Origin of the sequence: Methylorubrum thiocyanatum (genome assembly GCA_014138645.1) — a bacterium.
Classification (GTDB): domain Bacteria; phylum Pseudomonadota; class Alphaproteobacteria; order Rhizobiales; family Beijerinckiaceae; genus Methylobacterium; species Methylobacterium thiocyanatum.
In genome coordinates, this window is sequence record JACJIB010000003.1 from 1 (window position 1) to 20659 (window position 20659).

Below are 20659 nucleotides of genomic sequence, written 5' to 3' on the forward strand. Positions count from 1 at the left end.
CACGGCGATCTCGTCGAGCCGCGTGGGAGCTTCCTGAGCCTGGGCCGGGCCGGGCATCGCGAGAGGAAGGGCGGCCGCGACGGACAGCAGGGACCAGCCGCAGACGTGGCGGTAAATCGGTGACATGGGACGGGCAAGCCTCGAGCACAGCGGTGGCACGTCACCGCGAACGAGGCCGAATCGCGTCCGGCCGAGGGCCGTCAGCGTCTCGACACCTGCTGGAATCCCCCGTCCGGCATGGCTCGCGTGTGACCACGGATGACGGCAGGTCTCCTGGCTCGCGGGTCGTCGTCCTCCATCGTCTTCCCAGGCGAGGCGTGCCCAGTGACGTGGTGATGGAGGGCTCTCCGCTCACAGTTGCGGGGGCAGCCGCGGGATTGGGCGCATGGACCCCTCACCGCGTTCCCTTTTGATCCCTTGCGGGAACCGTCAACGGCCAAGCTAGGAGCAGAGCGGTACCGCGGTCAATCGCTCCGTCGATGTTTGTGCAACAATATTACATCGGCCCCGGAGCCGGGTGCGCGCGGCGGGCGACCCCACGAGGCGGCAAGAAAAAAGGCCGCCCCGATTGGAGCGGCCCGAAGTCTAGGGAGGAAACGCCCAAGAAGGGCTACGGGGCCGCGACGCCATCGCGATCCCGTATGACCGCTATTTGTCACGTTGCACTGCACAATACAACGGACCGCGTGTCGGAACGGCCATGCGCGGCTCGCATATGTTGGCTTGGCCCGGTGGAGCCAATCGGCCGCTTGCGGGTTCCGGTCGTCCGGATTCCCCACCATGGATGCCTGAGATGCCCCGCTGGATGTACGCCTTCCCCGTCGTGCTGCTGATCATGGCGGCCGTCGTCGTCTTCGCCTTCACCCGCACCGGCCCGACCGACAACCAGAACACCCACGCCCCGGCGACGGGCCAGACCCACTGACGCGACCGCCTTCCAGGGGGCTCCCGATTCCCTGATCCCGTCCGGCCCGAAAATTGCGAAATCGGTTGGGACGGGAGCGTTCGAAGGGGAAGGGCGATGCGCATCGGATGCGTGCTGGTGTTGACCGGGCTGGCAGTTCCGTCCGGGGCCGGGGCGCTCGACGCACCGGCGGATGTCGTCGCCTTCGCCGGAGCCGCCCGTCACCATATCGGTGAGCGCGTCACCCTCGATCACTGCCATCTCGTCTACGCCAACGAGGACGAGATCACCTGTATCGGCCTGTCGCCGCAGGACGCGGACGGAACGGTCCGCGCGGCCGGCAAGCTCTTGATCCGGGTCGCTGCGGCGGAGACGCGGGGTCGCACGCGTGCCCTGGCCATGTGCGCCGGTGGCGGTCTCGGAGAGGATTGCGAGGTGAGCGTGTCGGGTGAGGTGTTCGATGCCTCCCGCTCGTTCGGTCTCGGCGAGGCGCAGTTGATGGGCTTGCGCGAGGCGACGATCTGCTGGCCTGACTGAGCGTTGCAGCCCGCCGAACGGCCCTCGTACGGTCATGCCGGTGGCAAGGGGCGGACGTGCCGCAACCGCCCTGGAGCCTGAACCGGGGAGAGGCTAGCGCGTTGCAACTCCAAGGGAGTCAACCAATGATCGCACGTCTTATCTCCGCTGCGGCCCTGACGGCCGTCTTCGCCGCCCCCGCCTTTGCCCAGGGGCCCGCACAGACCGGAACCGGCGGTGATCCGGCTTCCACGATCTACGCGCCGAATACCTCGTCCGTCGGCCGGACGATGCCGCCCGCCGGAGGCGGCGAGCGGCGCGATCCGAGCAGCATCGATCGCGAGACGGCCATGGAGAAGAAGGACGACAAGATCGATACCGGAATCTGCATCGGCTGCGACAAGTAGGATCGGCCGAACGGCGTTTTCCCCTCTCTCCGCCTTCGGTTCACTCCGACCAGCGGAGCGCGGCGGCGGCGGCCAGGGTGCCTGTCACCGCCGCGATGAGGCTCAGGGCTGCCAGCACCGTCAAGGGGGTCGTGAACGGCACCGTACCGCCGAGCGCGGCCTCTGCCGCCGAGACGCCGAAGATCAGGGTCGGGATCATCAGCGGCAGCACGACGATCGCCAGGATCAGACCGCCACGGCGGATCGTGGCGGTCAGTGCCGCACCGACCGCACCGACGAAGGCCAGCGCCGGCGTGCCGAGGGCGAGCGTCAGCGCCGTGGCTGCCATGGCTTTCGGGGAGAGCGCGACCAGCAGGCCGAACAGCGGCGAAGCAAGGGCGAGGGGCAGGCCGGTCGTGAGCCAGGAGGCCAGCACCTTGGCCAGCACGACCACTTCCAGCGGTACGGCGGCGCCCGTCATCAGGTCGAGCGAGCCGTCCTCCTCGTCGGATTGAAACAGCCGGTCGAGGCCGATCAAGGTGGCGAGCACCGCCGAGAGCCAGAGGATGGCGGGGCCGATCCGCGATAGCAGATTCAGGTCGGGCCCGAGCGCGAAGGGCACGAGCACCACGATCATCAGGAAGAAGACGAGCGACAGCGCGCCCGAGCCGCCGACCCGGGCGGCGAGCTTCAGATCGCGGGCGAGCAAGGCGGAGAAGGCGCGGATCACAGCCAGTTCTCCGTCTCGAACGTGTCCTCCTCGCACCTGTCGTCGACCGCGGCGGCAGCGATGCGCAGCTCGCGGGCATCCTCCAGGCCGAGCGCTTGGTGCGTTGCGGCAATCACGAGGCCGCCTTCGGCCCGGTGGCGCCCCATCAGGCCGGCCAGCACCCCCTGCGAGGCGAGGTCGAGCGCGGCGGTCGGTTCGTCGAGGAGCCAGAGCGGACGGCGGCAGACCAGGAGCCGCGCCAGCGCTACCCGCCGCCGCTGCCCCGCCGACAGGTAGCCGACGGGCAGCCGCGCCACGTGCGGCAGACCCATCGCATCCAGGGCGGCCTGCGGCGAGGCCGCCGGATGGCCGAGGAGATCGCGGGCGAATTCCAGGTTCTCGGTGGCGGTCAGCGCCGATTTCAGCCCGTCGCGATGTCCGATCACGTGAAGGCATTCCGGCAGGGTCGCCTCGCCGATGCCCTCGGCCCGGATCGTACCGGCATCGGGCTTGAGGCGTCCGGCGAGCATCGTCAGCAGGCTCGACTTGCCCGCGCCGTTGCGCCCGGTAACCATCAGTCCCTCGCCCGGTTCGAGGGTGAAGGACAAGCCGGAAAAGATCCGCCGCCCGGAACGGCGGCAGGCGAGGTTCTCGACGATCAACCGCACGGTTCGGCCTTCGATGAGGGAAAAGTCCGCACGTCTCGTCGTCACCCCAGGGACGGCCGGTGGATCTTCCCCTCGTCGCGAGGGATCGACGGCCTCGCGCGGCCTATAGCCCATCGTCCGGCACGGCGCGAACCGTGCGGGCCGGCCTCGCTTCGATTGAGGGCGGGAGGATTCAGCCTTGAGCCACGATCGCCGATCATCGACGCCGATCCGGCTCTGCAGGCTCCGCCCCGCCCGACCGGAGAGGAGGCAGCTCGGGGTCCCACTGCATTGGAAGGACGCGCGCCGTCGAAGGCCCGGCTTGGCCGCCCGATTCCGGACCGGCTCGACCCGTTCCGGGCAGCGGAGCGCCGCTGCTACACCTGCGCCGAACCAGCGCCGACGAGGACTGAGCGCGGCCTCTGGACGGAACACTGGCCCACACCTTTGCGCGCCGCCTAGTGACGGAATGTCACTCGCGCGCCTGTGTCATCGGGCCAGTAGCGGCCAATTTCGAAACGTTCTATAGACCGGCGCAGGCTGCGCCGCGCGATCATTCAAGGGCGTCCAAACCGCCCCTCGCGCACCATCCTGAGTGTTTTCCGCGAGGGCCCCGGCGCCCGGGGCTCCGTCGAACGCACTCGCTACCCGGGCACCCCCGGGGCGGCGCGCGCTCCTTGGAGCGCATCCGGCCGAACACCTCTCGTGGCGCAGGTTATGCCTGCTCCGTGTTCGCTAACGCCAGCTCAGGACCCGACTCGCCGTGGCATCGCTCGACAGTTTCAAGGCTCGCCAGACGCTTGAGGCAGGTGGCAAGACCTACACCTATTTCTCGATCCCCGAGGCTCAGAAGAACGGCTTGGCCGATGCGGCCGCGCTGCCCTTCTCGATGAAGGTGATTCTCGAGAACCTTCTTCGCTTCGAGGACGACCGCTCCGTCCGCAAGGGCGACATCGAGGCCGCCGTCGCGTGGCTCGGCAACAAGGGCAAGGCCGAGACCGAAATCGCCTTCCGCCCCTCCCGCGTGCTGATGCAGGACTTCACTGGCGTGCCCGCCGTGGTCGATCTCGCGGCAATGCGCGACGCCATGGCCTCGCTCGGTGGCGACCCGCAGAAGATCAATCCTCTGGTCCCGGTCGATCTCGTCATCGATCACTCGGTGATCGTGGACGAATTCGGCACCCCGAAGGCGCTCGGCGACAACGTCGCGCTCGAATACGCGCGCAACGGCGAACGCTACACCTTCCTCAAATGGGGCCAGTCGGCCTTCCGCAACTTCTCCGTCGTGCCCCCGGGTACCGGCATCTGCCACCAGGTGAACCTCGAATACCTGTCGCAGACGGTCTGGACGAGGAACGAGGACGGCGCCGAGATCGCCTATCCCGACTCGCTCGTCGGCACCGACTCGCACACCACCATGGTCAATGGTCTGGCCGTCCTCGGCTGGGGCGTCGGCGGCATCGAGGCGGAGGCGGCCATGCTCGGCCAGCCCCTGTCGATGCTGATTCCCGAGGTGATCGGCTTCAAGCTGTCCGGCAAGCTGCCGGAAGGCACCACCGCGACCGACCTCGTGCTCACCGTCACGCAGATGCTGCGCAAGAAGGGCGTCGTCGGCAAGTTCGTGGAGTTCTACGGCCCGGGCCTCGAGGACATGCCGGTCGCCGACCGCGCCACGATCTCCAACATGGCGCCCGAATACGGCGCCACCTGCGGCTTCTTCCCCATCGACCAGAAGACCATCGACTTCCTGAAGGTCACCGGCCGTCAGGACGACCGTATCGCCCTGGTCGAAGCCTACGCCAAGGCGCAGGGCATGTGGCGCGACGCGCAGACGCCCGATCCGGTCTTCACCGATACGCTCGAACTCGACATGGGCACCGTGCGCCCGTCGCTCGCCGGCCCGAAGCGCCCGCAGGACCGGGTTCTGCTCGACGCTGCCAAGGCCGGCTTCGCCGACGCCATGGAGAAGGAGTTCAAGAAGGCGGCCGACATCGCCAGCCGCTTCCCCGTCGAGGGCACGAACTTCGACATCGGCCACGGCGATGTGGTGATCGCCGCGATCACCTCCTGCACCAACACCTCGAACCCGAGCGTGATGATCGGCGCCGGCCTGCTCGCCCGCAACGCGGTTGCCAAGGGCCTGACTTCGAAGCCGTGGGTGAAGACCTCGCTGGCCCCCGGATCGCAGGTCGTCGGTGAGTATCTCGAGAAGTCCGGCCTGCAGACGAGCCTCGACGCGCTCGGCTTCAACCTCGTCGGCTTCGGCTGCACCACCTGCATCGGCAATTCGGGCCCGCTTCCGGCCCCGATCTCGAAGGCGATCAATGACAACGACGTGGTCGCGGCGGCGGTGCTCTCGGGCAACCGCAACTTCGAGGGCCGCGTGAACCCGGATGTGCGGGCGAACTACCTCGCCTCGCCGCCGCTGGTGGTCGCCTACGCGCTCGCCGGCTCGCTCCAGATCGACATCACCAAGGAGCCGCTGGGGCAGGGTTCGGACGGCCAGCCGGTCTATCTGAAGGACATCTGGCCGACCTCGGAGGAGGTGAACCGCTTCATCGAGGAGAACATCACCTCGGAGCTGTTCAAGAGCCGCTATGCCGATGTGTTCAGCGGCGACGCCAACTGGAAGGGCGTCGAAGTCACCGAGGCCGAGACCTTCGCCTGGGATGCCGGCTCCACCTACGTGCAGAACCCGCCCTATTTCGAGGGCATGACCAAGACGCCAGACCCGATCACCGACATCGAGGGCGCGCGCATCCTCGGCCTGTTCCTCGATTCGATCACGACGGACCACATCTCGCCCGCCGGGAACATCCGTGCGGCCTCGCCCGCCGGTGAGTACCTGCAGGAGCATCAGGTGCGGGTGCAGGACTTCAATCAGTACGGCACGCGCCGCGGCAACCACGAAGTCATGATGCGGGGCACGTTCGCCAACATCCGCATCAAGAACCAGATGGTGCGGGATGAGGCCGGCAACGTCGTCGAGGGCGGCTGGACGCTGCATCAGCCGGACGGCGAGCGGATGTACATCTACGACGCCGCGCAGCGATACGCGGCGGAGGGAACGCCGCTCGTCGTATTCGCCGGCAAGGAGTACGGCACCGGATCGTCCCGCGATTGGGCGGCCAAGGGCACCAAGCTGCTCGGCGTGCGCGCCGTGATCGCCGAGAGCTTCGAGCGCATCCACCGCTCGAACCTCGTCGGCATGGGCGTGGTCCCGCTGGTCTTCCAGGGCGAGGAATCCTGGCAATCGCTCGGCCTCAAGGGCGACGAGACGGTGACGATCAAGGGGCTGGCCGGCGAGCTGAAGCCGCGTCAGACCCTGATCGCGGAGATCGCCTCCGCCGACGGCTCGAAGCGGGAGGTGCCGCTGACCTGCCGGATCGATACCCTCGACGAGCTGGAATACTTCCGCAACGGCGGCATCCTGCCCTACGTGCTGCGGTCCCTGGCGGCGTAATCGCCGCCCTCGCTCGCGCAAGTTGAAAGCCTCTCCCGCAAGGGAGGGGCTTTTTCATTCAGCGGGCCGCTCCTCGTGATGAGGAACGACGCGGCAGCCGCCGCGACTCGACGTCTCGTCGGCACATCGGCTATCGCCGCTCTCCCGAACACTCCGCCCGGTCGACGCGGCGGGCATCCTGGGAAGCGACCTCCATGATCCTCGAAATCGCGCAGATCGATCTGAAGCCCGGCACGGAAGCCGAGTTCGAGGCCGCCATCGCCAAGGCCGCCGAGATCTTCCGCGCCGCCGCCGGCTGCCGCAGCTTCGCCGTGCGGCGCTCCGTCGAGAAGCCGCAGCGCTACCGCCTGCTGATCGAGTGGGATACGCTGGAGGCGCACACCCAGGACTTCACTGGCTCGCAGGCCTGGAAGGACTACCGGGCGATGGTCTCTCCGTACTTCGAGGCCCCGCCCCAGGTGGAGCACACCGAACTGACGCTTCAGGCGTTCTGAACGGCCGCCAAGGGCCGGACCACGAAGGGGAGACGGTCTCGTGAAGATGTACGGCAACTGGCGCTCGGCGGCGGCTTTCCGTGTGCGCATCGCCCTCAATCTCAAGGGCATCGCCTACGAAGAGGTGTTCCTCGATCTCGACGCCGGCGATCAGCACAAGCCCGACTTTCTCAAGATCAATCCGCAAGGCGCGGTGCCGGCCCTGTTCGACGGCGACGGGCCGCCGCTGACGCAGTCCCTGGCGATCCTCGATTATCTCGAGGAGACCCGTCCCGGCGTCTCGCTGCTCCCCGAGGAGCCGCGGGCGCGGGCACGGGCCCGCTCGCTCGCTCAGGTCGTCGCCTGCGACACCCACCCCCTCTACGTGCCGCGGGTGCGCACCTTCCTCATGGAACATTACGGCCTGCCGCGGGAGCGGATGCTGGAGTTCCTGCGCAACGCCTTCACCACCGGCCTCAAGACCCTGGAGACCCGCCTCTCCACCGAGCCGGGCACCGGCCGGTTCTGCCAGGGCGACGCGGTGAGCCACGCCGATCTGTGCCTCATCAGCCTGTGGGTCGGCACCGGGATCTTCGACATCGAGACCGCCCCCTACCCGACGGTGAAGCGGATCGCCGAGGAACTGCTCGCGCTCGATGCGGTCGCCCGTGCCCATCCCCTTCGGCAGCCCGGCGCCCCTGCTTCGTAAGGCAAAAAAATTTTTTTATGAAAACGCCCGGTCAGTAATGCAGGATTTGCGTCGCAGGCACGTTGCGAACGTGTGGGTGCTTGCACGGTTACTGATGTAAGATCATTCCAAACTGAAGGGCCGCTGGCAGAAGCGGGCCGCGAGGCGAGTGGGGCGAGGATGGTTCCGAGCGAATCGGTCACGGATCAGCACAAGATCGTCGTCGTGGGAGGAGGGGCCGCCGGGCTGGAGCTGGTGACCAAGCTCGGCAACAAGTACGGCAAGCGCGGCAAGGCGCATGTCACGCTGGTGGACCGGGCGCGCACCCATATCTGGAAGCCGCTTCTGCACGAGGTCGCCGCCGGCTCGCTCGATGTCGGCCACCACGCGGTCGATTACCTGCACCACGCCCACGCCAATCACTTCCGCTACCGGATCGGCGAGATGACCGGTCTCGATCGTGAGAAGCGGGTGATCCGTCTCGCCGCCAGCCGCGACAGCGAGGGGCGCGAGGTCACCCCCGTGCGCGACATCCCCTACGACACGCTGATCATGGCGGTGGGCTCCACCACCAACGATTTTGGCACGCCGGGTGTGGCCGAGCACGCCATCGCCCTCGACACCAAGGAGCAGGCGCTGCGCTTCCATCAGCGGCTCGTCAACGGCATGCTGCGCGCCCACACCCAGGAGGGGCCGGTGCGCCCCGGTCAGCTCCACGTCGCCGTGATCGGCGCGGGGGCGACCGGCACCGAGTTGGCGGCAGAGTTGCATCGCACCACCCGCGAGGTCGCCCGCACCGGCCTCGACCGCATCGATCCGGCCAAGGATCTCAAGATCACCCTGATCGAGGCGGCCGACCGCATCCTGCCGGCGGTGCCGCAGCGGCTCGCGGTCGAGGTGATGGGGCAACTCGCCAAGATCGGCGTCGAGGTGCGGGTGCAGGCCCGCGTCACCGAGGTGCGGGCCGACGGCGTTCAGCTCGCCGATGGCGGCTTCATTCCCTCCGAACTCGTGGTCTGGGCCGCGGGCGTGAAGGGGCCGGCCTTTCTCAAGGATCTCGGCGGGTTGGAAAGCACCCGCAACAACCAGCTCGTCGTGACGGCGACGCTGCAGACCTCCCGCGACCCGGACGTCTTCGCCATGGGGGACTGCGCCTATCTCGTGGAGGAGGGCTCGCAGACGCCGATCCCGCCGCGGGCCCAGGCCGCCCACCAGCAGGCCTCGCACCTCTATGGGCAGATGGCCAATCGCCTCGCTGGTAAACCGCTGAAGCCGTTCAAGTATCGCGACTTCGGCTCGCTGGTCTCGCTCGGCGAGTACACCGCGGTCGGCAACCTGATGGGCTTCATCCAGGGGAAGAACATGTTCATCGCCGGCCTCTTCGCCCGGCTGATGTACCGCTCGCTCTACAAGATGCACGAGACGGCGGTGAACGGCTGGTGGAAGACGAGCCTCGATGCCCTGGCCCGGGCGCTCACCCGTCGCACCGAGCCGCGGGTCAAACTGCACTGACGAAGGGTCCGGCTTGATCCGGCGGCCGGGTGCGTCATGTTCCGGTCCGCCGGCCCGAAGAAGGAGCCGGCGTAAGGAGACGCCATGATCCTCGTCAGCGTGATGTATCCGAGCGGCGCCGGCACCCGCTTCGACATGGACTACTATCTCAACAAGCACATGCCGCTGGTCAGCAAGCGCTGGACCTCGAAGGGACTCCACGATTACACGGTGGTGAAGGGTGTCGGTACGCCGGATGGCGGGGCGCCGCCCTATCAGGTCGTGGCGCATCTGCGTTTCGAATCGGCGGATGCGTTCAAGGCCGCGGCGACGGCGGACGGGCCGGAAATCTTCGGGGACATCCCGAACTTCACCGATACGCAACCGGCGGTGCAGCTCAGCGACTTCGCGGCGTCGGAAGTGAGAGGCTGATGATCGACATCATCAAGCAGATTCAGGAGGCCAATCCGGCGCTCGGCACGACGATCATCGTGCTGCGCTCCGATTCGCGGGCGCTCGCCGATCCGGCGACGCTGACGCCGGAGGCGCGGGCGTGGCTCGATGCCCAGGCGCCCGACGCCCGCCTCTCACAGGAGACGGTGTTGCTCGCGCCCTATCCGGGTGCGGCGCCGGCGGAGCGCACCGTGACGGTGCTCGCTTTCTCCGATGCGCGCCATCTGGCCGCCTTCGCCACGGCCTGGACCGGCGATCCGACGCTCGATGATGACGCGGCCGCCTGAATCGCGGCCGGGGCCGCACCTGCCTCACCGGCAGGGCGGCCCCGATCTGACCTGACGATGCTGCGGCGGCTCAGGCCGCCTCGACGATCCGGGCGGCGGCGGCGATCATCTCCTTCATCGCCGCGCTGGCGGCTTGATAGGCCGGCGTGCCGACATCCCAATTGGTCTGAGCGATCGCCTTGACCATGCGCTCGGCCTCTTCGTGCGCCGTGGCCTCGGCCTTCAGGAACGCTTCCGCCGCCGACCGGCGTGCAGGATCGGACGCGATCGCTTCCACCGCTTTCCGGGCGGCTCGGCCGCGCAGGATCGCGGCGGCCGAATCGGCGGCGGCGGCACCGAGCAGGATCGTCGCGAGCCCGCGCTTCCACAGACCGAGATCGGCCGGCAGGCGCACCAGTTCGTAGAGGTCGAGCCCGTTCGAATCCGCCAAGGCCGTCTGTGCCAGTGTCTCGGCCTTCACCAGGCGCTTGGTGATGCTCTCGATCTCGGTTCGGGTCTTCGACGCCTTGGTGGCGATGCTCTGGACGCTGCTCGAGATCTCCGCCGTCGCGCTGCTCTGCTGCGTGATGGCCGCCGCGAGCGAAGCGTTCATCTCGCTCGTGCGGGCGATCCGCCCGGCTGCGCTCTCGACTCGGGCTCCGAGGCTGTCGACCACGGTGCTGCCGGTGGAGACCGCTCCGCGGCTCTCCTCGACGGCACGGGCGATCTGGCTCATCTCGCCCTGAAGCGTATTGAGCCAGGTGCGGATCTGCTCGGTCGACCGGGCGGTCTGACCTGAGAGCGATTTGACTTCCGCGGCCACCACGGAGAAGCCGCGGCCCGCCTCGCCGGCACGCGCCGCCTCGATGGTGGCGTTGAGCGCCAGCAGGTTGGTCTGGCTGGAAATCGTGGCGATGGTGCCGGCCATGCTGCCGATCTCGGCGATGGCGTTCTGCAGGAGCTGGAGGCGCTCGTCGATCTGGTGCGTGCGGTCGCGAATCGCATCCATGGCCGAGCGGGCGTTGCCGACATCGGACATGCAGGCGGTCATCGACTCCCGCGCCTCGGCGGCACTCGCGCCGGCCGCCTCGGAGGTCTCCGCAACCTCGGCGATGGAGGCGACCATTTCCTCGATGGCGCTCGCGATGGTCTGCGTCGATTGCGCGACCTCGCCGACGTCGTAGGTCGTCCAGCCGATATTGATCGCCGCTTCCGAGGCTTCCTTGGTGACCGCGGCGAGGTTTGCCCGCTCCGCGCGCAAATCCTTGCGCTGCGACCGCTCGAGATCGCTCAGAGCCGCATCAACGGCACTTTCCGTCGCCGAGGCGTGGTCGAGGCCGGTCCGATCCGCCAATCGTTTGAGTGCGCCGATCAAGCGCGCTTCGTCGGACGCACCGGTCTCCGGCAGAGTGGATGAGACCGGCGTCGGAGCGCCGGCGCTGAGACGGAGCCTGAGAGGCAGCATGGTTTCAGAAAGCCCCCAATGTTTCCCACGCCGGTTTATTGTCGAGAGGCCTATCCGGGACAGTTTTGTCGGAAGCCGATCACACAACGACCGATTGCAAAACCACCTGACACAGATCTCTCTTTAGTGGCGCGATAGATCATCGCCCCGTAGCGGTTAACGTCGCATTGAGAAGGCGCCATAGGCGCATTTTAGGTTACACAGCTGTGACCGGGATAACGTAGCAGATCGTCATCCACTCTCTCGAAAATTTGAGCCGGGCGCTGCCAAGGCGTTCAGACTGTGCGAACGCAGCAAAAGTTTGCGTCGCAAAATCGTTATGCTCAGTCTCAGCATATCTGGACAAGGCAGATCGCGGCCCCTAAGTTAGGCGGCACAATGCTCACTTTGAGCATAAAGGAGACCGCGATGTCCGAGGCAGGATCCGCCCTTCGCGAGCCGGCCGGACGGGCCTTTCCGCTGCCCGACCTCTACGAGCGCGTGAGCCGTCACGTGCCTGCCATCGAGTGGCCGGCGCTCGCTCCCGACGTGGAGGCGATCCTGCGCCTGAAACGCGAGCGCAACGCGGTGGTTCTGGCGCATAATTATCAGGCGCCGGAGATCTTCCACACCGTGGCGGACATCGTCGGCGACAGCCTCGCTCTGGCGCGCGAGGCGGCACGGGTCGATGCGGACGTCATTGTGCTGGCCGGCGTCCACTTCATGGCCGAGACCGCCAAGCTCCTGAACCCGCGCAAGACCGTGCTGATGCCCGATATGGCCGCGGGCTGCTCGCTCGCCGATTCGATCACCGCGGCCGACGTGCGGGCACTGCGCGCCAAGTATCCGGGCGTGCCCGTCGTGACCTACGTCAACACCTCGGCGGCCGTGAAGGCCGAGTCGGACGTGTGCTGCACCTCAGGCAACGCCGCCGATGTTGTGCGCGCCCTCGGCGTGCCGCGGGTGCTGATGATCCCGGACGAGTTCCTGGCCCGCAACGTCCAGCAGCAGGTGCCGGAAGTCGAGCTGCTGACCTGGGCCGGGCACTGCGAGGTGCACGAGCGTTTCACCCCGGCCGACATCGCCGAGGTACGCGACAGCTATCCCGGCATCACCGTGATCGCCCACCCGGAATGCCCGCCGGAGGTGGTCGAGGCGTCGGATTTCTCCGGCTCCACGGCGATGATGATGAACTACGTCACCGAGAAGCGCCCCTCCCAGGTGGTGCTCGTGACCGAGTGCTCGATGGCCGACAACATCGCGGTGGCCAATCCCGACATCGAGTTCATCAAGCCCTGCAATCTCTGCCCGCACATGAAGCGGATCTCCTTGCGCAACATCCGGCAGGCTCTGGAGACGATGACGCACGAGATCACCGTCGAGGAGGGACTGGCCGAGCGGGCGCGCCTCGCCGTCGAGCGGATGCTCGCGGTCAAGCCGACCCAGACCGTCTCAGCGCGGCAGGCCGCCTGATGAGCGTCCTCGCCCGCAGCCCCGCCGACCGCGTGATCGTGGTCGGCGCCGGAGTGGCCGGGCTCGCCACGGCCCTGCGCCTGGCGCCGCGCCCCGTCACCCTCATCACGGCGGCACCTCTCGGGGCCGGCACCGCCACGGGTTGGGCCCAGGGCGGCATCGCCGCCGCGATGGGCGCCGATGACGCGCCCGCCCTCCACGCGGCCGATACCCGGGCCGCGGGCGCCGGCCTCACCGAACCCGATGTCGCCCTTCGGGTGGCCGAGGCCGGGCCGGGCCTGATCGACTGGCTCGTCGCCCTCGGGACCGGCTTCGACCGCGAGGCCGATGGCGCGCTGGCGCTCGGCCTGGAGGCCGCCCACAGCCGCCGCCGCATCGTGCGGGCGCGGGGCGATTCGACCGGCCGAACCGTTCTCGACGCGCTGGTGCGCGTGGTCCAGGCAACGCCCTCGATCGAGATCCTCGTCGCCGGGCTGCACGGCCTGATGCAGGATGCCGAGGGCCGGGTGCGCGGCGTGGTGTGCGAGCGCGACGGCGCGGCGTTCCGCCTGCCCGCCCGGGCCGTGGTTCTAGCGACGGGCGGCATCGGCGCGCTCTACGCCTCGACCACCAACCCGCGCGGCGCCCTCGGCCGCGGCCTTCTCGCGGCGGCGCGGGCCGGCGCCGCCCTGCGCGACCTTGAGTTCGTACAGTTCCACCCCACTGCCATCGCCGCCGGCCGCGATCCGATGCCGCTGGCGACCGAGGCCCTCCGCGGCGAGGGCGCACGGCTGATCGACGAGTTCGGTGCTCCCGTGATGGCGGGGATCGAGGGCGGCGACCTCGCTCCGCGCGACGTCGTGGCCCGCGGCATCTTCCAGGCCTTGAGCCGGGGGCGCACGGTCTATCTCGACACCCGCGGCAGCCTTGGCGCCCGGATGCCGCAACGCTTCCCCACCGTCGCCGCGCTCTGCGCCGAGGCCGGCATCGATCCGGCGATCCTGCCGATCCCGGTCCGCCCTGCCGCGCACTACCACATGGGCGGGATCTTCGTGGACGAGGCCGGCCGCAGCACCGTGCCCGGCCTCTGGGCCTGCGGCGAAGTCGCCTCGACCGGTCTGCACGGCGCGAACCGCCTCGCCAGCAACTCGCTCCTCGAAGCGCTCGCCTTCGCGCCTCGCATCGCCGAGTCGATCGGCGACGCTCCGGCCCCTGCCAGCGCCGATCACCCGGTGCGGCTGCCCGAAATCCGATCTTCGGACGCGGCGGCGCTCGGCAAGGTTCGTAGCATTATGGAACGCGGGGTCGGCGTGGTGCGGGACGATGCGGGCCTGACGCAGGCCGTCGCCGAACTCGCCGACCTTGCCGCTCAGGGCAGCGACGCGGCCGCCACCGGCTTGATGATCGCCCGGGCCGCCCTCGACCGGCGCGAGAGCCGCGGTGCCCACTGGCGCAGCGACTATCCCGATCCCCGTCCGGCCCGCCATGCCGTGGTCACGCCCGCCCTGGCCGATGCTCCCCGCGCGCTGCAGGAACTCACCGATGCCTGACGATGTCCTGCTGCCGCTGCCGCGCCTCCTCGTGGAGCCGGTGGTGCGGGCGGCGCTCCTCGAAGATCTCGGCCGGGCCGGCGACATCACCACCGACGCCATCATCCCGGCGGGCGAGCGCATGGAGGCGGTCATCGCCTCCCGCCAAGACGGGGTGATCGCCGGAACCGACGCTGCCGCCATCGCCTTCGAACTGATCGATCCGAGCCTGTCCGTCACGGTCGAGCGTGGCGACGGCGCCCGGGTCGTGCCGGGCGATACGGTGATCCGCCTTTCAGGCCCGGCCCGCGCCGTGCTGACCGCGGAGCGCGTTGCCCTCAACCTGCTCTGCCGCCTGAGCGGCGTTGCGACGGCCACGGCCTCCCTGGTCGAGGCGGCGCGCCCCCACGGCAAGGCGCGGATCGTCTGCACCCGCAAGACCACGCCGGGCCTGAGGGCGCTGGAGAAGCATGCCGTGCGCGCCGGTGGCGGCTCGAATCACCGCTTCGGTCTCGACGACGCGGTGCTGATCAAGGACAACCACGTTGCGGTCGCCGGCGGCATCATCCCGGCGATCGAGCGGGCGCGGGCGCGGACCGGTCACCTCGTGAAGATCGAGGTCGAGGTCGACACCCTGGCCCAGCTCGAACAGGCGCTGTCGGTCGGCGCCGATGCGGTGCTCCTCGACAACATGAGCCCCGACACCCTGCGGCAGGCCGTGGCCATGGTCGATGGACGCGCGGTCACCGAGGCCTCGGGCCGGATCAACCGGGAGACGGTGGGCGCGGTCGCTGCCTCGGGAGTCGACCTGATCTCGGTCGGCTGGATCACCCATAGCTCGGCGATCATTGATCTCGGGCTCGACGCGGCGTAGCGGCCGGTCGCGTCCGGGCCGCTTCCGCACATCGGGTCTCGGAGATCGGAGCCGGCCCCTGAAGGTTCCGGCGGCCGCCCTAATCCTTGCGCGTAAGGCCAAGCTGCCACAGTGTGGCCACACGGTCACGAGGATGGCGGAAGCGATACCGCACTGCAAATCAAGCTTGGCTTTGGACGGCGAGCGTTTACGCCTTGGCGAGGGTCCGCACGGCATCGTGCGGCGGTTCGTTCGACCGCGTTCCCTGTTCTTCGCCTGCCCCGAGAGGCCCTTGATGCGCCGTTTCGTCGTTGCCCTGGGCGGGCTTGCCTGCGCGACGTTCGCGCTCGCAAGCCCCGCCGCTGCCTATGAGATCGACCCGCTCACCCGCCAGCCGCTGACCGATGTCCTGACGGTGCGCGTGCGCCCGCAGAACACCGTGCCGACCGCCAACGCGGCCCTGCCGGCGGATATCCCCGGCGCGCCGTCCGCGGCCGATCCGCTGGCCTCGACCGTGCCGCAGATGACCGCGATTCCGCGCGAGACGGTGCCCTATGCCGGCCCCTACGCACCGGGCACCATCGTCGTCTCCACCGCGGAGCGGCGCCTCTACCTGATCCAGCCGAATGGCGAAGCCCTGCGCTACGGCGTCGGCGTCGGCCGCCCGGGCTTCACCTGGGGCGGCATGCAGACGGTGACGATGAAGCGCGAATGGCCGGATTGGCGCCCGCCAGCCGAAATGCTGCGCCGCCGCCCCGACCTGCCGCGCTACATGAAGGGCGGCATCGAGAACCCGCTCGGCGCCCGCGCCATGTATCTCGGCAACACGATCTACCGCATCCACGGCTCCAACGAGCCGGAGACGATCGGCACCGCCGTCTCCTCCGGCTGCATCCGCATGACCAATGAAGACGTGACGGATCTCTACAGCCGCGTGAAGGTCGGCGCCCGGGTCGTCGTTCAGCGCTGATCGCTCATCCGGAGACGTCATGAGAAAGGGCCGGCAGCGATGCCGGCCCTTTTCTTTTGTGCGCGGTCCGATTCGGGGGCGCGTCAGCCGATCAGGAGAAGGTCGAGCACCACCGCAGCAATGCCGCCCGCGATGGCAAGCCCGAGTATGACGACGCTGCTGAGCTGATCGACGGAATCCACGTCCTGGCCGATGCGGTGCTGAGAATTCGTGGCTGACACGCGCTGCCTCCTGTTGATGTCGCAGGGCAACGGCGAGGCGAATGCATGGTTCAATGCCGCGCGGTCGCAGGCAAAGCCCGGGGATCGAGCGACCTGTCGGCGGAGTGCCGCAAAGGAACATCGATCCGCGACGCCCGTTGGCCAGCCTCATTAGGGAGACAGCCATGGTCGATGTCAGCCAGATTCGCGAGCACGCCACCGTCGTCGGTTCGGACGGCGGCCATGTCGGAACTGTCGATCACGTCGGGAAGGGCGAGATCAAGCTCACGAAGAGCGATTCCGACGCGGGCGGACTTCACCATTACATCCCGCTCGACCTCGTCATCTCGGTCGAGGGCGATCAGGTCCGCCTCGATCGAAGCGCCGACGAGGTGAAGAAGGAGTGGAGCACGTCGGGCGCAGCCTGATGTCGGCCTTTCGCCAGGCCGAGCCCTTGTCCTTTGAACCCGACGACGCATTCAACGGAGATTCGCGTGACTGCACAGACTGATCGGCCGCAATCGGAGGCCGAGCCGAAGCCGGTCGGCGATCCGCCACCCGCACCCCAATCCCCGGCCGGCGATCCGCCGGCTCCGCGTCCGGACGCCATTCCCGACGAGGATCTCGACGAGGTCGAGGAGCAGCCGAGCTGACACTGTCCGCGGGCCGCTCGCGAAAGCGGCCCGCGCCGGGACTCGTCCGGCGACCTCAGTGACAGCCGCAGCTTCCGCTCCCGCAGCCACCGCCGCCATGGCTGGCCTTGGCCGGCGCCGAGGCGGTGCGGTCCCGGGAGAGGCCGCGTTCCTCCAGCTCGCGAAGATAGGTCGACCAGCGGTTGCGATACTCGCGGCCGAGATCGAACAGATAGTCCCACCCGAAGATGCCGGTATCGTGCATGTCGTCGAAGAACAGCTTCACGGCATAGTTGCCGACCGGCTCCACCGACAGAATCGCAACATCGCGCTTGCCGCCCAGCACCTTGCGTTCGGCCGGAGAATGGCCTTGAACCTCCGCGGACGGACTTGAGACGCGTAAGTATTCGGCAGGCAGTTCGAAGCGACCGCCTCCGTCGAAAGCGACGGTCAGGATGCGCTTGTCGCCGGACAGGCGGATCTCGGTGGGCCAGCGCTCGCTCATGATCGTGCGTCTCAAGCTCTCATGCCGGCGTTGCGCTGATGCGCTTGCCGGAAAATGCCACCGCCCTCATATGGATGGCGATGTTGGATCTGTCAGCCGACAAAACGGCCCAATCCCGGAACGAGTCGAGTTCAGAGGCGCGCATGTGGGGTCCCGCCGACAACGCTCCCGCGGCGCTGCGGCCCGCGCCGCTGATCGACCCGTTCCAGCGGGCGATCACCTACCTGCGCATCTCGGTGACGGATCGCTGCGACTTCCGCTGCGCCTACTGCATGGCCGAGGACATGCAGTTCCTGCCCAAGCGCGACCTGCTGACGCTCGAAGAGCTCGACCGCCTCTGCGGCGTCTTCATCGATCGCGGCGTGCGCAAGCTGCGGATCACCGGCGGCGAGCCCCTGGTGCGGCGCGATATCATGCACCTCTTCCGGCGGCTCTCGCGCCACCTGAAGAGCGGCGCCCTCGACGAACTCACATTGACGACCAACGGGTCCCAACTCGCCCGCTTCGCCCCCGAACTGGCCGATCTGGGCGTGCGCCGCATTAACGTCTCCCTCGACACGCTCGACGCGGAGAAGTTCAGGGCGATCACCCGGCGCGGTGACCTTTCGGTCGTCCTGGCCGGGATTGAGGCGGCCCGGTCCGCCGGCATCAAGGTCAAGATCAACGCCGTGGCGCTGAAGGGCGTCAATGAGGATGAGATCGCCGACATGATCGCCTGGGCTCATGGCCTCGGCATGGACATGACGCTGATCGAGGTGATGCCGCTCGGCGAAATCGAGGGCGACCGCACCGACCAGTTCCTGCCGCTCTCGGTCGCCCGCGAGCGTCTGGAGCAGCGCTACACCCTGACCCCGCTGCCCGACCGAACCGGCGGCCCGGCCCGCTACGTGCGCGTCGAGGAGACCGGCGGACGGCTCGGGTTCATCACCCCGCTGACGCATAATTTCTGCGAGAGCTGCAACCGCGTGCGTCTGACCTGCACCGGCAAGCTCTATATGTGCCTCGGACAGGAGGATGCGGCGGATCTGCGCGCCGCCCTGCGCGCCTCGCCGGACGACGCCCTGGTGACGCAGGCCGTGGTCGAGGCGATTTCCCGTAAGCCCAAGGGCCATGACTTCGTCATCGAGCGCGCCCGCCCGGCGGCCGTGCCGCGGCATATGAGCGTGACCGGCGGCTGAGCGATCGAGCGCAGGTTGCCGAAGACATTGGTTCGGCGTTTGACGGTCCCTGGACTCGCCCGTAGACCCGCTCCGAATTGAATGCATTTCGGAGACCAACCATGGCGAAAGTCGCGTTCCTGGGCCTCGGCGTGATGGGCTCGCCGATGGCGGGCCACCTCGCGAAGAAGGGTCACGACGTCACCGTCTTCAACCGCACCGGCGCCAAGGCGGAGGCCTGGGTCGCGGCCAATGGCGGCCGGTCCGCCGCGACGCCCCGGGAGGCGGCGGCAGGCTGCGCCATCGTCTTCGCTTGCGTCGGCAACGACGACGACCTGCGCTCCGTGGTGCTCGGCGACGACGGGGCTTTTGCCGGCATGGAGAAGGGCGCGATCTTCGTCGATCACACCACTGCCTCCGCCGAAGTCGCGCGCGAATTGTCGGCCGCCGCCGATGCGGCCGGCCTCCGCTTCATCGATGCGCCGGTCTCCGGCGGTCAGGCTGGCGCGGAGAACGGTGTTCTCACGGTGATGTGCGGCGGTGAGGAGGCCACCTACGCGGAGGCCGAACCCGTCATCATGGCCTACGCCCGATCCTGCCGCCTGCTCGGGCCGTCGGGCTCGGGCCAGCTCACCAAGATGGTCAATCAGATCGCCATCGCCGGGCTGGTTCAGGGCCTGTCCGAAGCGATCCATTTCGGCAAGCGCGCGGGCCTCGACGTCGAGGCCGTGCTCGACGTGATCTCGAAGGGCGCGGCCGGTTCCTGGCAGATGGAGAATCGCGGACGCACCATGAACGCCGACAAGTTCGATTTCGGCTTCGCGGTGGAGTGGATGCGCAAGGATCTCGGCATCCTCCTCGCCGAATCCCGCCGCAATGGCGCCCGCCTGCCGGTCACGGCCCTGGTCGATCAGTTCTACGCCGAGGTCGAGGCCATGGGCGGCAAGCGCTGGGACACCTCCTCCCTCATCGCCCGACTGGAGCGCTGAGCAGGGCTTCGGCCAGCGACCACGCCGCCTCCGGCGTGGTCCAGTGCCACTCTGCGCCCATCTGGTGGCGGAACCACGTGAATTGGCGCTTGGCGTAGCGGCGGGTGTCGCCCTGGCCGCGCTGAACCGCTTCCTCGCGGGAGAGCGTCCCGTCGAGATGGGCGATCAGCCCCGGCACCCCGTGGGCGCGCATCACCGGCAGCAGCGGATCAAGGCGCCGGTCGCGCAGCGCGGCGACTTCGTCGAGGGCGCCGTTCTCCATCATGGTCACGAAGCGCGCGTCGATGCGGCGGCGCAGGGTTTCGCGCTCGGGCGAGAGGAAGACCTTCAGGAGCGGACGTCCGGCAAGCGGGCCCGGCAGCCGCGTCTCTTGGAACGAGCCGATCGAGCGGCCGGTTGCCGCGAAGATTTCGAGCGCCCGCATCACCCGCATCCGATCCGACGGCCGCAGGCGTTGGGCCGTCTCGGGATCGCGCAGCGTCAGTGTGGCGTGAAGCGCCTCGGTCGGCCGGCCTTCCGCCTCCGCCCGGATCTGTTGCCGGATCGGCTCCGGCACTTCGGGCAGATCGGAGATGCCGTCCTCGAGGCTGCGGAAATACAGGCCCGTCCCGCCGACGAAGACCGGCAGTTGATGCGGCGGCATCTCCGAAAGGATCGCCGCCGCCTGCCGCTGGAAATGACCGACCGAAAAATTTACCGCGCCGTCCACGCTGCCGTAGAGCCGATGAGGGGCTTCGGCCTCCTCATCGGCGGTGGGCCGGGCCGAGAGCACGCGCAGGTCGGCATAGACCTGCATCGAGTCGGTGTTGATCACGGTGCCGCCGAAGGCGCGGGCGATCCGCAGGCCGAGTGCCGACTTGCCCGAGGCGGTGGGCCCTGCAATGAGGATGGCGGCCGGGCGCCCTGCTTCCTGCCCGTCCGAACTGCGCACG

The 20659-nt window shown here is 68.5% G+C and carries 23 protein-coding genes and 1 riboswitch; of the genes, 17 read left to right on the forward strand and 6 right to left on the reverse strand.

Annotated features, from left to right (window positions below; all coding sequences use genetic code 11):
• Positions 1 to 246: 246 nt before the first annotated feature.
• Positions 247 to 446, reverse strand: a riboswitch (cobalamin riboswitch).
• A gap of 338 nt (positions 447 to 784) precedes the next feature.
• The 3 genes from HNR51_RS26665 (at position 785) to HNR51_RS07510 (ending at position 1827) form a co-directional block, all read left to right on the forward strand.
• Positions 785 to 925 (forward strand): hypothetical protein, encoded by a 141-nt coding sequence (locus HNR51_RS26665; RefSeq protein ID WP_182554999.1) that lies wholly within the window; start codon positions 785 to 787, stop codon positions 923 to 925.
• Between the two features lie 96 nt (positions 926 to 1021).
• On the forward strand, positions 1022 to 1441 hold the full coding sequence (locus HNR51_RS07505) for a hypothetical protein (protein WP_141951606.1): 420 nt from the start codon (positions 1022 to 1024) through the stop codon (positions 1439 to 1441).
• Positions 1442 to 1566: 125 nt separating this feature from the next.
• Entirely contained in the window at positions 1567 to 1827 is a 261-nt protein-coding gene (locus HNR51_RS07510) for a hypothetical protein (protein WP_012454634.1), read from the forward strand.
• A 40-nt stretch (positions 1828 to 1867) separates the two neighbouring features.
• On the opposite strand, the gene ccmB is transcribed toward HNR51_RS07510, so the two are convergent.
• Together ccmB and ccmA are read right to left on the reverse strand one after the other, a co-directional pair.
• Positions 1868 to 2536, reverse strand: coding sequence for a heme exporter protein CcmB (gene ccmB / locus HNR51_RS07515; RefSeq protein ID WP_012454635.1), 669 nt, complete (start codon positions 2534 to 2536; stop codon positions 1868 to 1870).
• Entirely contained in the window at positions 2533 to 3183 is a 651-nt protein-coding gene (gene ccmA / locus HNR51_RS07520; RefSeq protein ID WP_152277207.1) for a heme ABC exporter ATP-binding protein CcmA, read from the reverse strand. Before ccmA ends, ccmB begins: the two co-directional genes overlap by 4 nt.
• A 742-nt stretch (positions 3184 to 3925) precedes the next feature.
• Here ccmA and acnA point away from each other — a divergent pair.
• From acnA to HNR51_RS07550, 6 genes are all read left to right on the forward strand, one after another.
• Entirely contained in the window at positions 3926 to 6625 is a 2700-nt protein-coding gene (gene acnA / locus HNR51_RS07525) for an aconitate hydratase AcnA (RefSeq protein WP_182554540.1), read from the forward strand.
• A gap of 194 nt (positions 6626 to 6819) precedes the next feature.
• Entirely contained in the window at positions 6820 to 7119 is a 300-nt protein-coding gene (locus HNR51_RS07530) for an antibiotic biosynthesis monooxygenase family protein (protein ID WP_012454638.1), read from the forward strand.
• A 40-nt stretch (positions 7120 to 7159) separates the two neighbouring features.
• On the forward strand, positions 7160 to 7807 hold the full coding sequence (maiA, locus tag HNR51_RS07535; protein ID WP_182554541.1) for a maleylacetoacetate isomerase: 648 nt from the start codon (positions 7160 to 7162) through the stop codon (positions 7805 to 7807).
• 159 nt (positions 7808 to 7966) lie between these two features.
• Complete coding sequence (locus HNR51_RS07540; RefSeq protein WP_012454640.1) at positions 7967 to 9298, forward strand: NAD(P)/FAD-dependent oxidoreductase; 1332 nt, start codon at positions 7967 to 7969, stop codon at positions 9296 to 9298.
• Positions 9299 to 9382: 84 nt separating this feature from the next.
• On the forward strand, positions 9383 to 9709 hold the full coding sequence (locus tag HNR51_RS07545; protein ID WP_012454641.1) for an EthD family reductase: 327 nt from the start codon (positions 9383 to 9385) through the stop codon (positions 9707 to 9709).
• Positions 9709 to 10017 carry a hypothetical protein gene (locus tag HNR51_RS07550; RefSeq protein WP_182554542.1) on the forward strand — a complete coding sequence of 103 codons (309 nt, stop codon included), beginning with the start codon at positions 9709 to 9711 and terminating at the stop codon, positions 10015 to 10017. Before HNR51_RS07545 ends, HNR51_RS07550 begins: the two co-directional genes overlap by 1 nt.
• Before the next feature lie 70 nt (positions 10018 to 10087).
• On the opposite strand, the gene HNR51_RS07555 is transcribed toward HNR51_RS07550, so the two are convergent.
• Positions 10088 to 11461 (reverse strand): methyl-accepting chemotaxis protein, encoded by a 1374-nt coding sequence (locus tag HNR51_RS07555; RefSeq protein ID WP_182554543.1) that lies wholly within the window; start codon positions 11459 to 11461, stop codon positions 10088 to 10090.
• 408 nt (positions 11462 to 11869) lie between these two features.
• On the opposite strand from HNR51_RS07555, the gene nadA reads away from it, so the two are divergent.
• The 4 genes from nadA to HNR51_RS07575 all read left to right on the forward strand — a co-directional run bounded on the left by nadA (position 11870) and on the right by HNR51_RS07575 (position 16244).
• Complete coding sequence (gene nadA, locus HNR51_RS07560; protein WP_182554544.1) at positions 11870 to 12913, forward strand: quinolinate synthase NadA; 1044 nt, start codon at positions 11870 to 11872, stop codon at positions 12911 to 12913.
• Positions 12913 to 14442, forward strand: coding sequence for an L-aspartate oxidase (locus tag HNR51_RS07565; protein WP_182554545.1), 1530 nt, complete (start codon positions 12913 to 12915; stop codon positions 14440 to 14442). The genes nadA and HNR51_RS07565 overlap by 1 nt, the downstream gene beginning before the upstream one ends.
• Complete coding sequence (gene nadC / locus HNR51_RS07570; protein WP_182554546.1) at positions 14435 to 15295, forward strand: carboxylating nicotinate-nucleotide diphosphorylase; 861 nt, start codon at positions 14435 to 14437, stop codon at positions 15293 to 15295. The genes HNR51_RS07565 and nadC overlap by 8 nt, the downstream gene beginning before the upstream one ends.
• Positions 15296 to 15569: 274 nt before the next feature.
• The gene (locus HNR51_RS07575; protein WP_141951614.1) at positions 15570 to 16244 is read left to right on the forward strand and encodes a L,D-transpeptidase; all 675 of its coding nucleotides are present in this window, start codon (positions 15570 to 15572) and stop codon (positions 16242 to 16244) included.
• An 83-nt stretch (positions 16245 to 16327) separates the two neighbouring features.
• Here HNR51_RS07575 and HNR51_RS07580 read toward each other — a convergent pair whose 3' ends face one another.
• Positions 16328 to 16465, reverse strand: a complete 138-nt coding sequence (locus tag HNR51_RS07580) for a hypothetical protein (protein ID WP_182554547.1) — start codon at positions 16463 to 16465, stop codon at positions 16328 to 16330.
• Between the two features lie 164 nt (positions 16466 to 16629).
• On the opposite strand from HNR51_RS07580, the gene HNR51_RS07585 reads away from it, so the two are divergent.
• A complete protein-coding gene (locus HNR51_RS07585) occupies positions 16630 to 16872 on the forward strand; it encodes a DUF2171 domain-containing protein (protein WP_012454649.1) in 243 nt (80 codons plus the stop codon).
• A gap of 66 nt (positions 16873 to 16938) precedes the next feature.
• Positions 16939 to 17097 (forward strand): hypothetical protein, encoded by a 159-nt coding sequence (locus HNR51_RS07590; RefSeq protein ID WP_182554548.1) that lies wholly within the window; start codon positions 16939 to 16941, stop codon positions 17095 to 17097.
• Between the two features lie 55 nt (positions 17098 to 17152).
• Here HNR51_RS07590 and HNR51_RS07595 read toward each other — a convergent pair whose 3' ends face one another.
• Entirely contained in the window at positions 17153 to 17581 is a 429-nt protein-coding gene (locus tag HNR51_RS07595; protein WP_141951615.1) for a gamma-butyrobetaine hydroxylase family protein, read from the reverse strand.
• A 143-nt stretch (positions 17582 to 17724) separates the two neighbouring features.
• Here HNR51_RS07595 and moaA point away from each other — a divergent pair, with 143 nt between their 5' ends.
• Both moaA and HNR51_RS07605 read left to right on the forward strand, forming a co-directional pair.
• On the forward strand, positions 17725 to 18759 hold the full coding sequence (gene moaA / locus HNR51_RS07600) for a GTP 3',8-cyclase MoaA (protein ID WP_182554549.1): 1035 nt from the start codon (positions 17725 to 17727) through the stop codon (positions 18757 to 18759).
• Positions 18760 to 18860: 101 nt separating this feature from the next.
• Positions 18861 to 19727: an NAD(P)-dependent oxidoreductase gene (locus HNR51_RS07605; RefSeq protein WP_012454652.1), complete on the forward strand. Its 867-nt coding sequence runs from the start codon at positions 18861 to 18863 to the stop codon at positions 19725 to 19727.
• Here the strand turns inward: HNR51_RS07605 and miaA are convergent.
• Positions 19705 to 20658, reverse strand: coding sequence for a tRNA (adenosine(37)-N6)-dimethylallyltransferase MiaA (gene miaA / locus HNR51_RS07610; RefSeq protein ID WP_182554550.1), 954 nt, complete (start codon positions 20656 to 20658; stop codon positions 19705 to 19707). The two genes, HNR51_RS07605 and miaA, sit on opposite strands and share 23 nt — an antisense overlap.
• Position 20659 lies beyond the last annotated feature (1 nt).

Bases quoted from the DNA above. Each gene is read 5' to 3' on its own strand.
- HNR51_RS07555 (WP_182554543.1), bottom strand. From the start codon at position 11,461: ATGCTGCCTCTCAGGCTCCGTCTCAGCGCCGGCGCTCCGACGCCGGTC.
- HNR51_RS26665 (WP_182554999.1), top strand. From the start codon at position 785: ATGCCTGAGATGCCCCGCTGGATGTACGCCTTCCCCGTCGTGCTGCTG.
- moaA (WP_182554549.1), top strand. From the start codon at position 17,725: ATGTGGGGTCCCGCCGACAACGCTCCCGCGGCGCTGCGGCCCGCGCCG.
- HNR51_RS07545 (WP_012454641.1), top strand. From the start codon at position 9,383: ATGATCCTCGTCAGCGTGATGTATCCGAGCGGCGCCGGCACCCGCTTC.
- HNR51_RS07505 (WP_141951606.1), top strand. From the start codon at position 1,022: ATGCGCATCGGATGCGTGCTGGTGTTGACCGGGCTGGCAGTTCCGTCC.
- HNR51_RS07595 (WP_141951615.1), bottom strand. From the start codon at position 17,581: ATGAGCGAGCGCTGGCCCACCGAGATCCGCCTGTCCGGCGACAAGCGC.
- nadA (WP_182554544.1), top strand. From the start codon at position 11,870: ATGTCCGAGGCAGGATCCGCCCTTCGCGAGCCGGCCGGACGGGCCTTT.
- HNR51_RS07575 (WP_141951614.1), top strand. From the start codon at position 15,570: ATGCGCCGTTTCGTCGTTGCCCTGGGCGGGCTTGCCTGCGCGACGTTC.
- HNR51_RS07550 (WP_182554542.1), top strand. From the start codon at position 9,709: ATGATCGACATCATCAAGCAGATTCAGGAGGCCAATCCGGCGCTCGGC.
- HNR51_RS07530 (WP_012454638.1), top strand. From the start codon at position 6,820: ATGATCCTCGAAATCGCGCAGATCGATCTGAAGCCCGGCACGGAAGCC.
- HNR51_RS07510 (WP_012454634.1), top strand. From the start codon at position 1,567: ATGATCGCACGTCTTATCTCCGCTGCGGCCCTGACGGCCGTCTTCGCC.
- nadC (WP_182554546.1), top strand. From the start codon at position 14,435: ATGCCTGACGATGTCCTGCTGCCGCTGCCGCGCCTCCTCGTGGAGCCG.
- HNR51_RS07605 (WP_012454652.1), top strand. From the start codon at position 18,861: ATGGCGAAAGTCGCGTTCCTGGGCCTCGGCGTGATGGGCTCGCCGATG.
- HNR51_RS07585 (WP_012454649.1), top strand. From the start codon at position 16,630: ATGGTCGATGTCAGCCAGATTCGCGAGCACGCCACCGTCGTCGGTTCG.
- HNR51_RS07540 (WP_012454640.1), top strand. From the start codon at position 7,967: ATGGTTCCGAGCGAATCGGTCACGGATCAGCACAAGATCGTCGTCGTG.
- HNR51_RS07565 (WP_182554545.1), top strand. From the start codon at position 12,913: ATGAGCGTCCTCGCCCGCAGCCCCGCCGACCGCGTGATCGTGGTCGGC.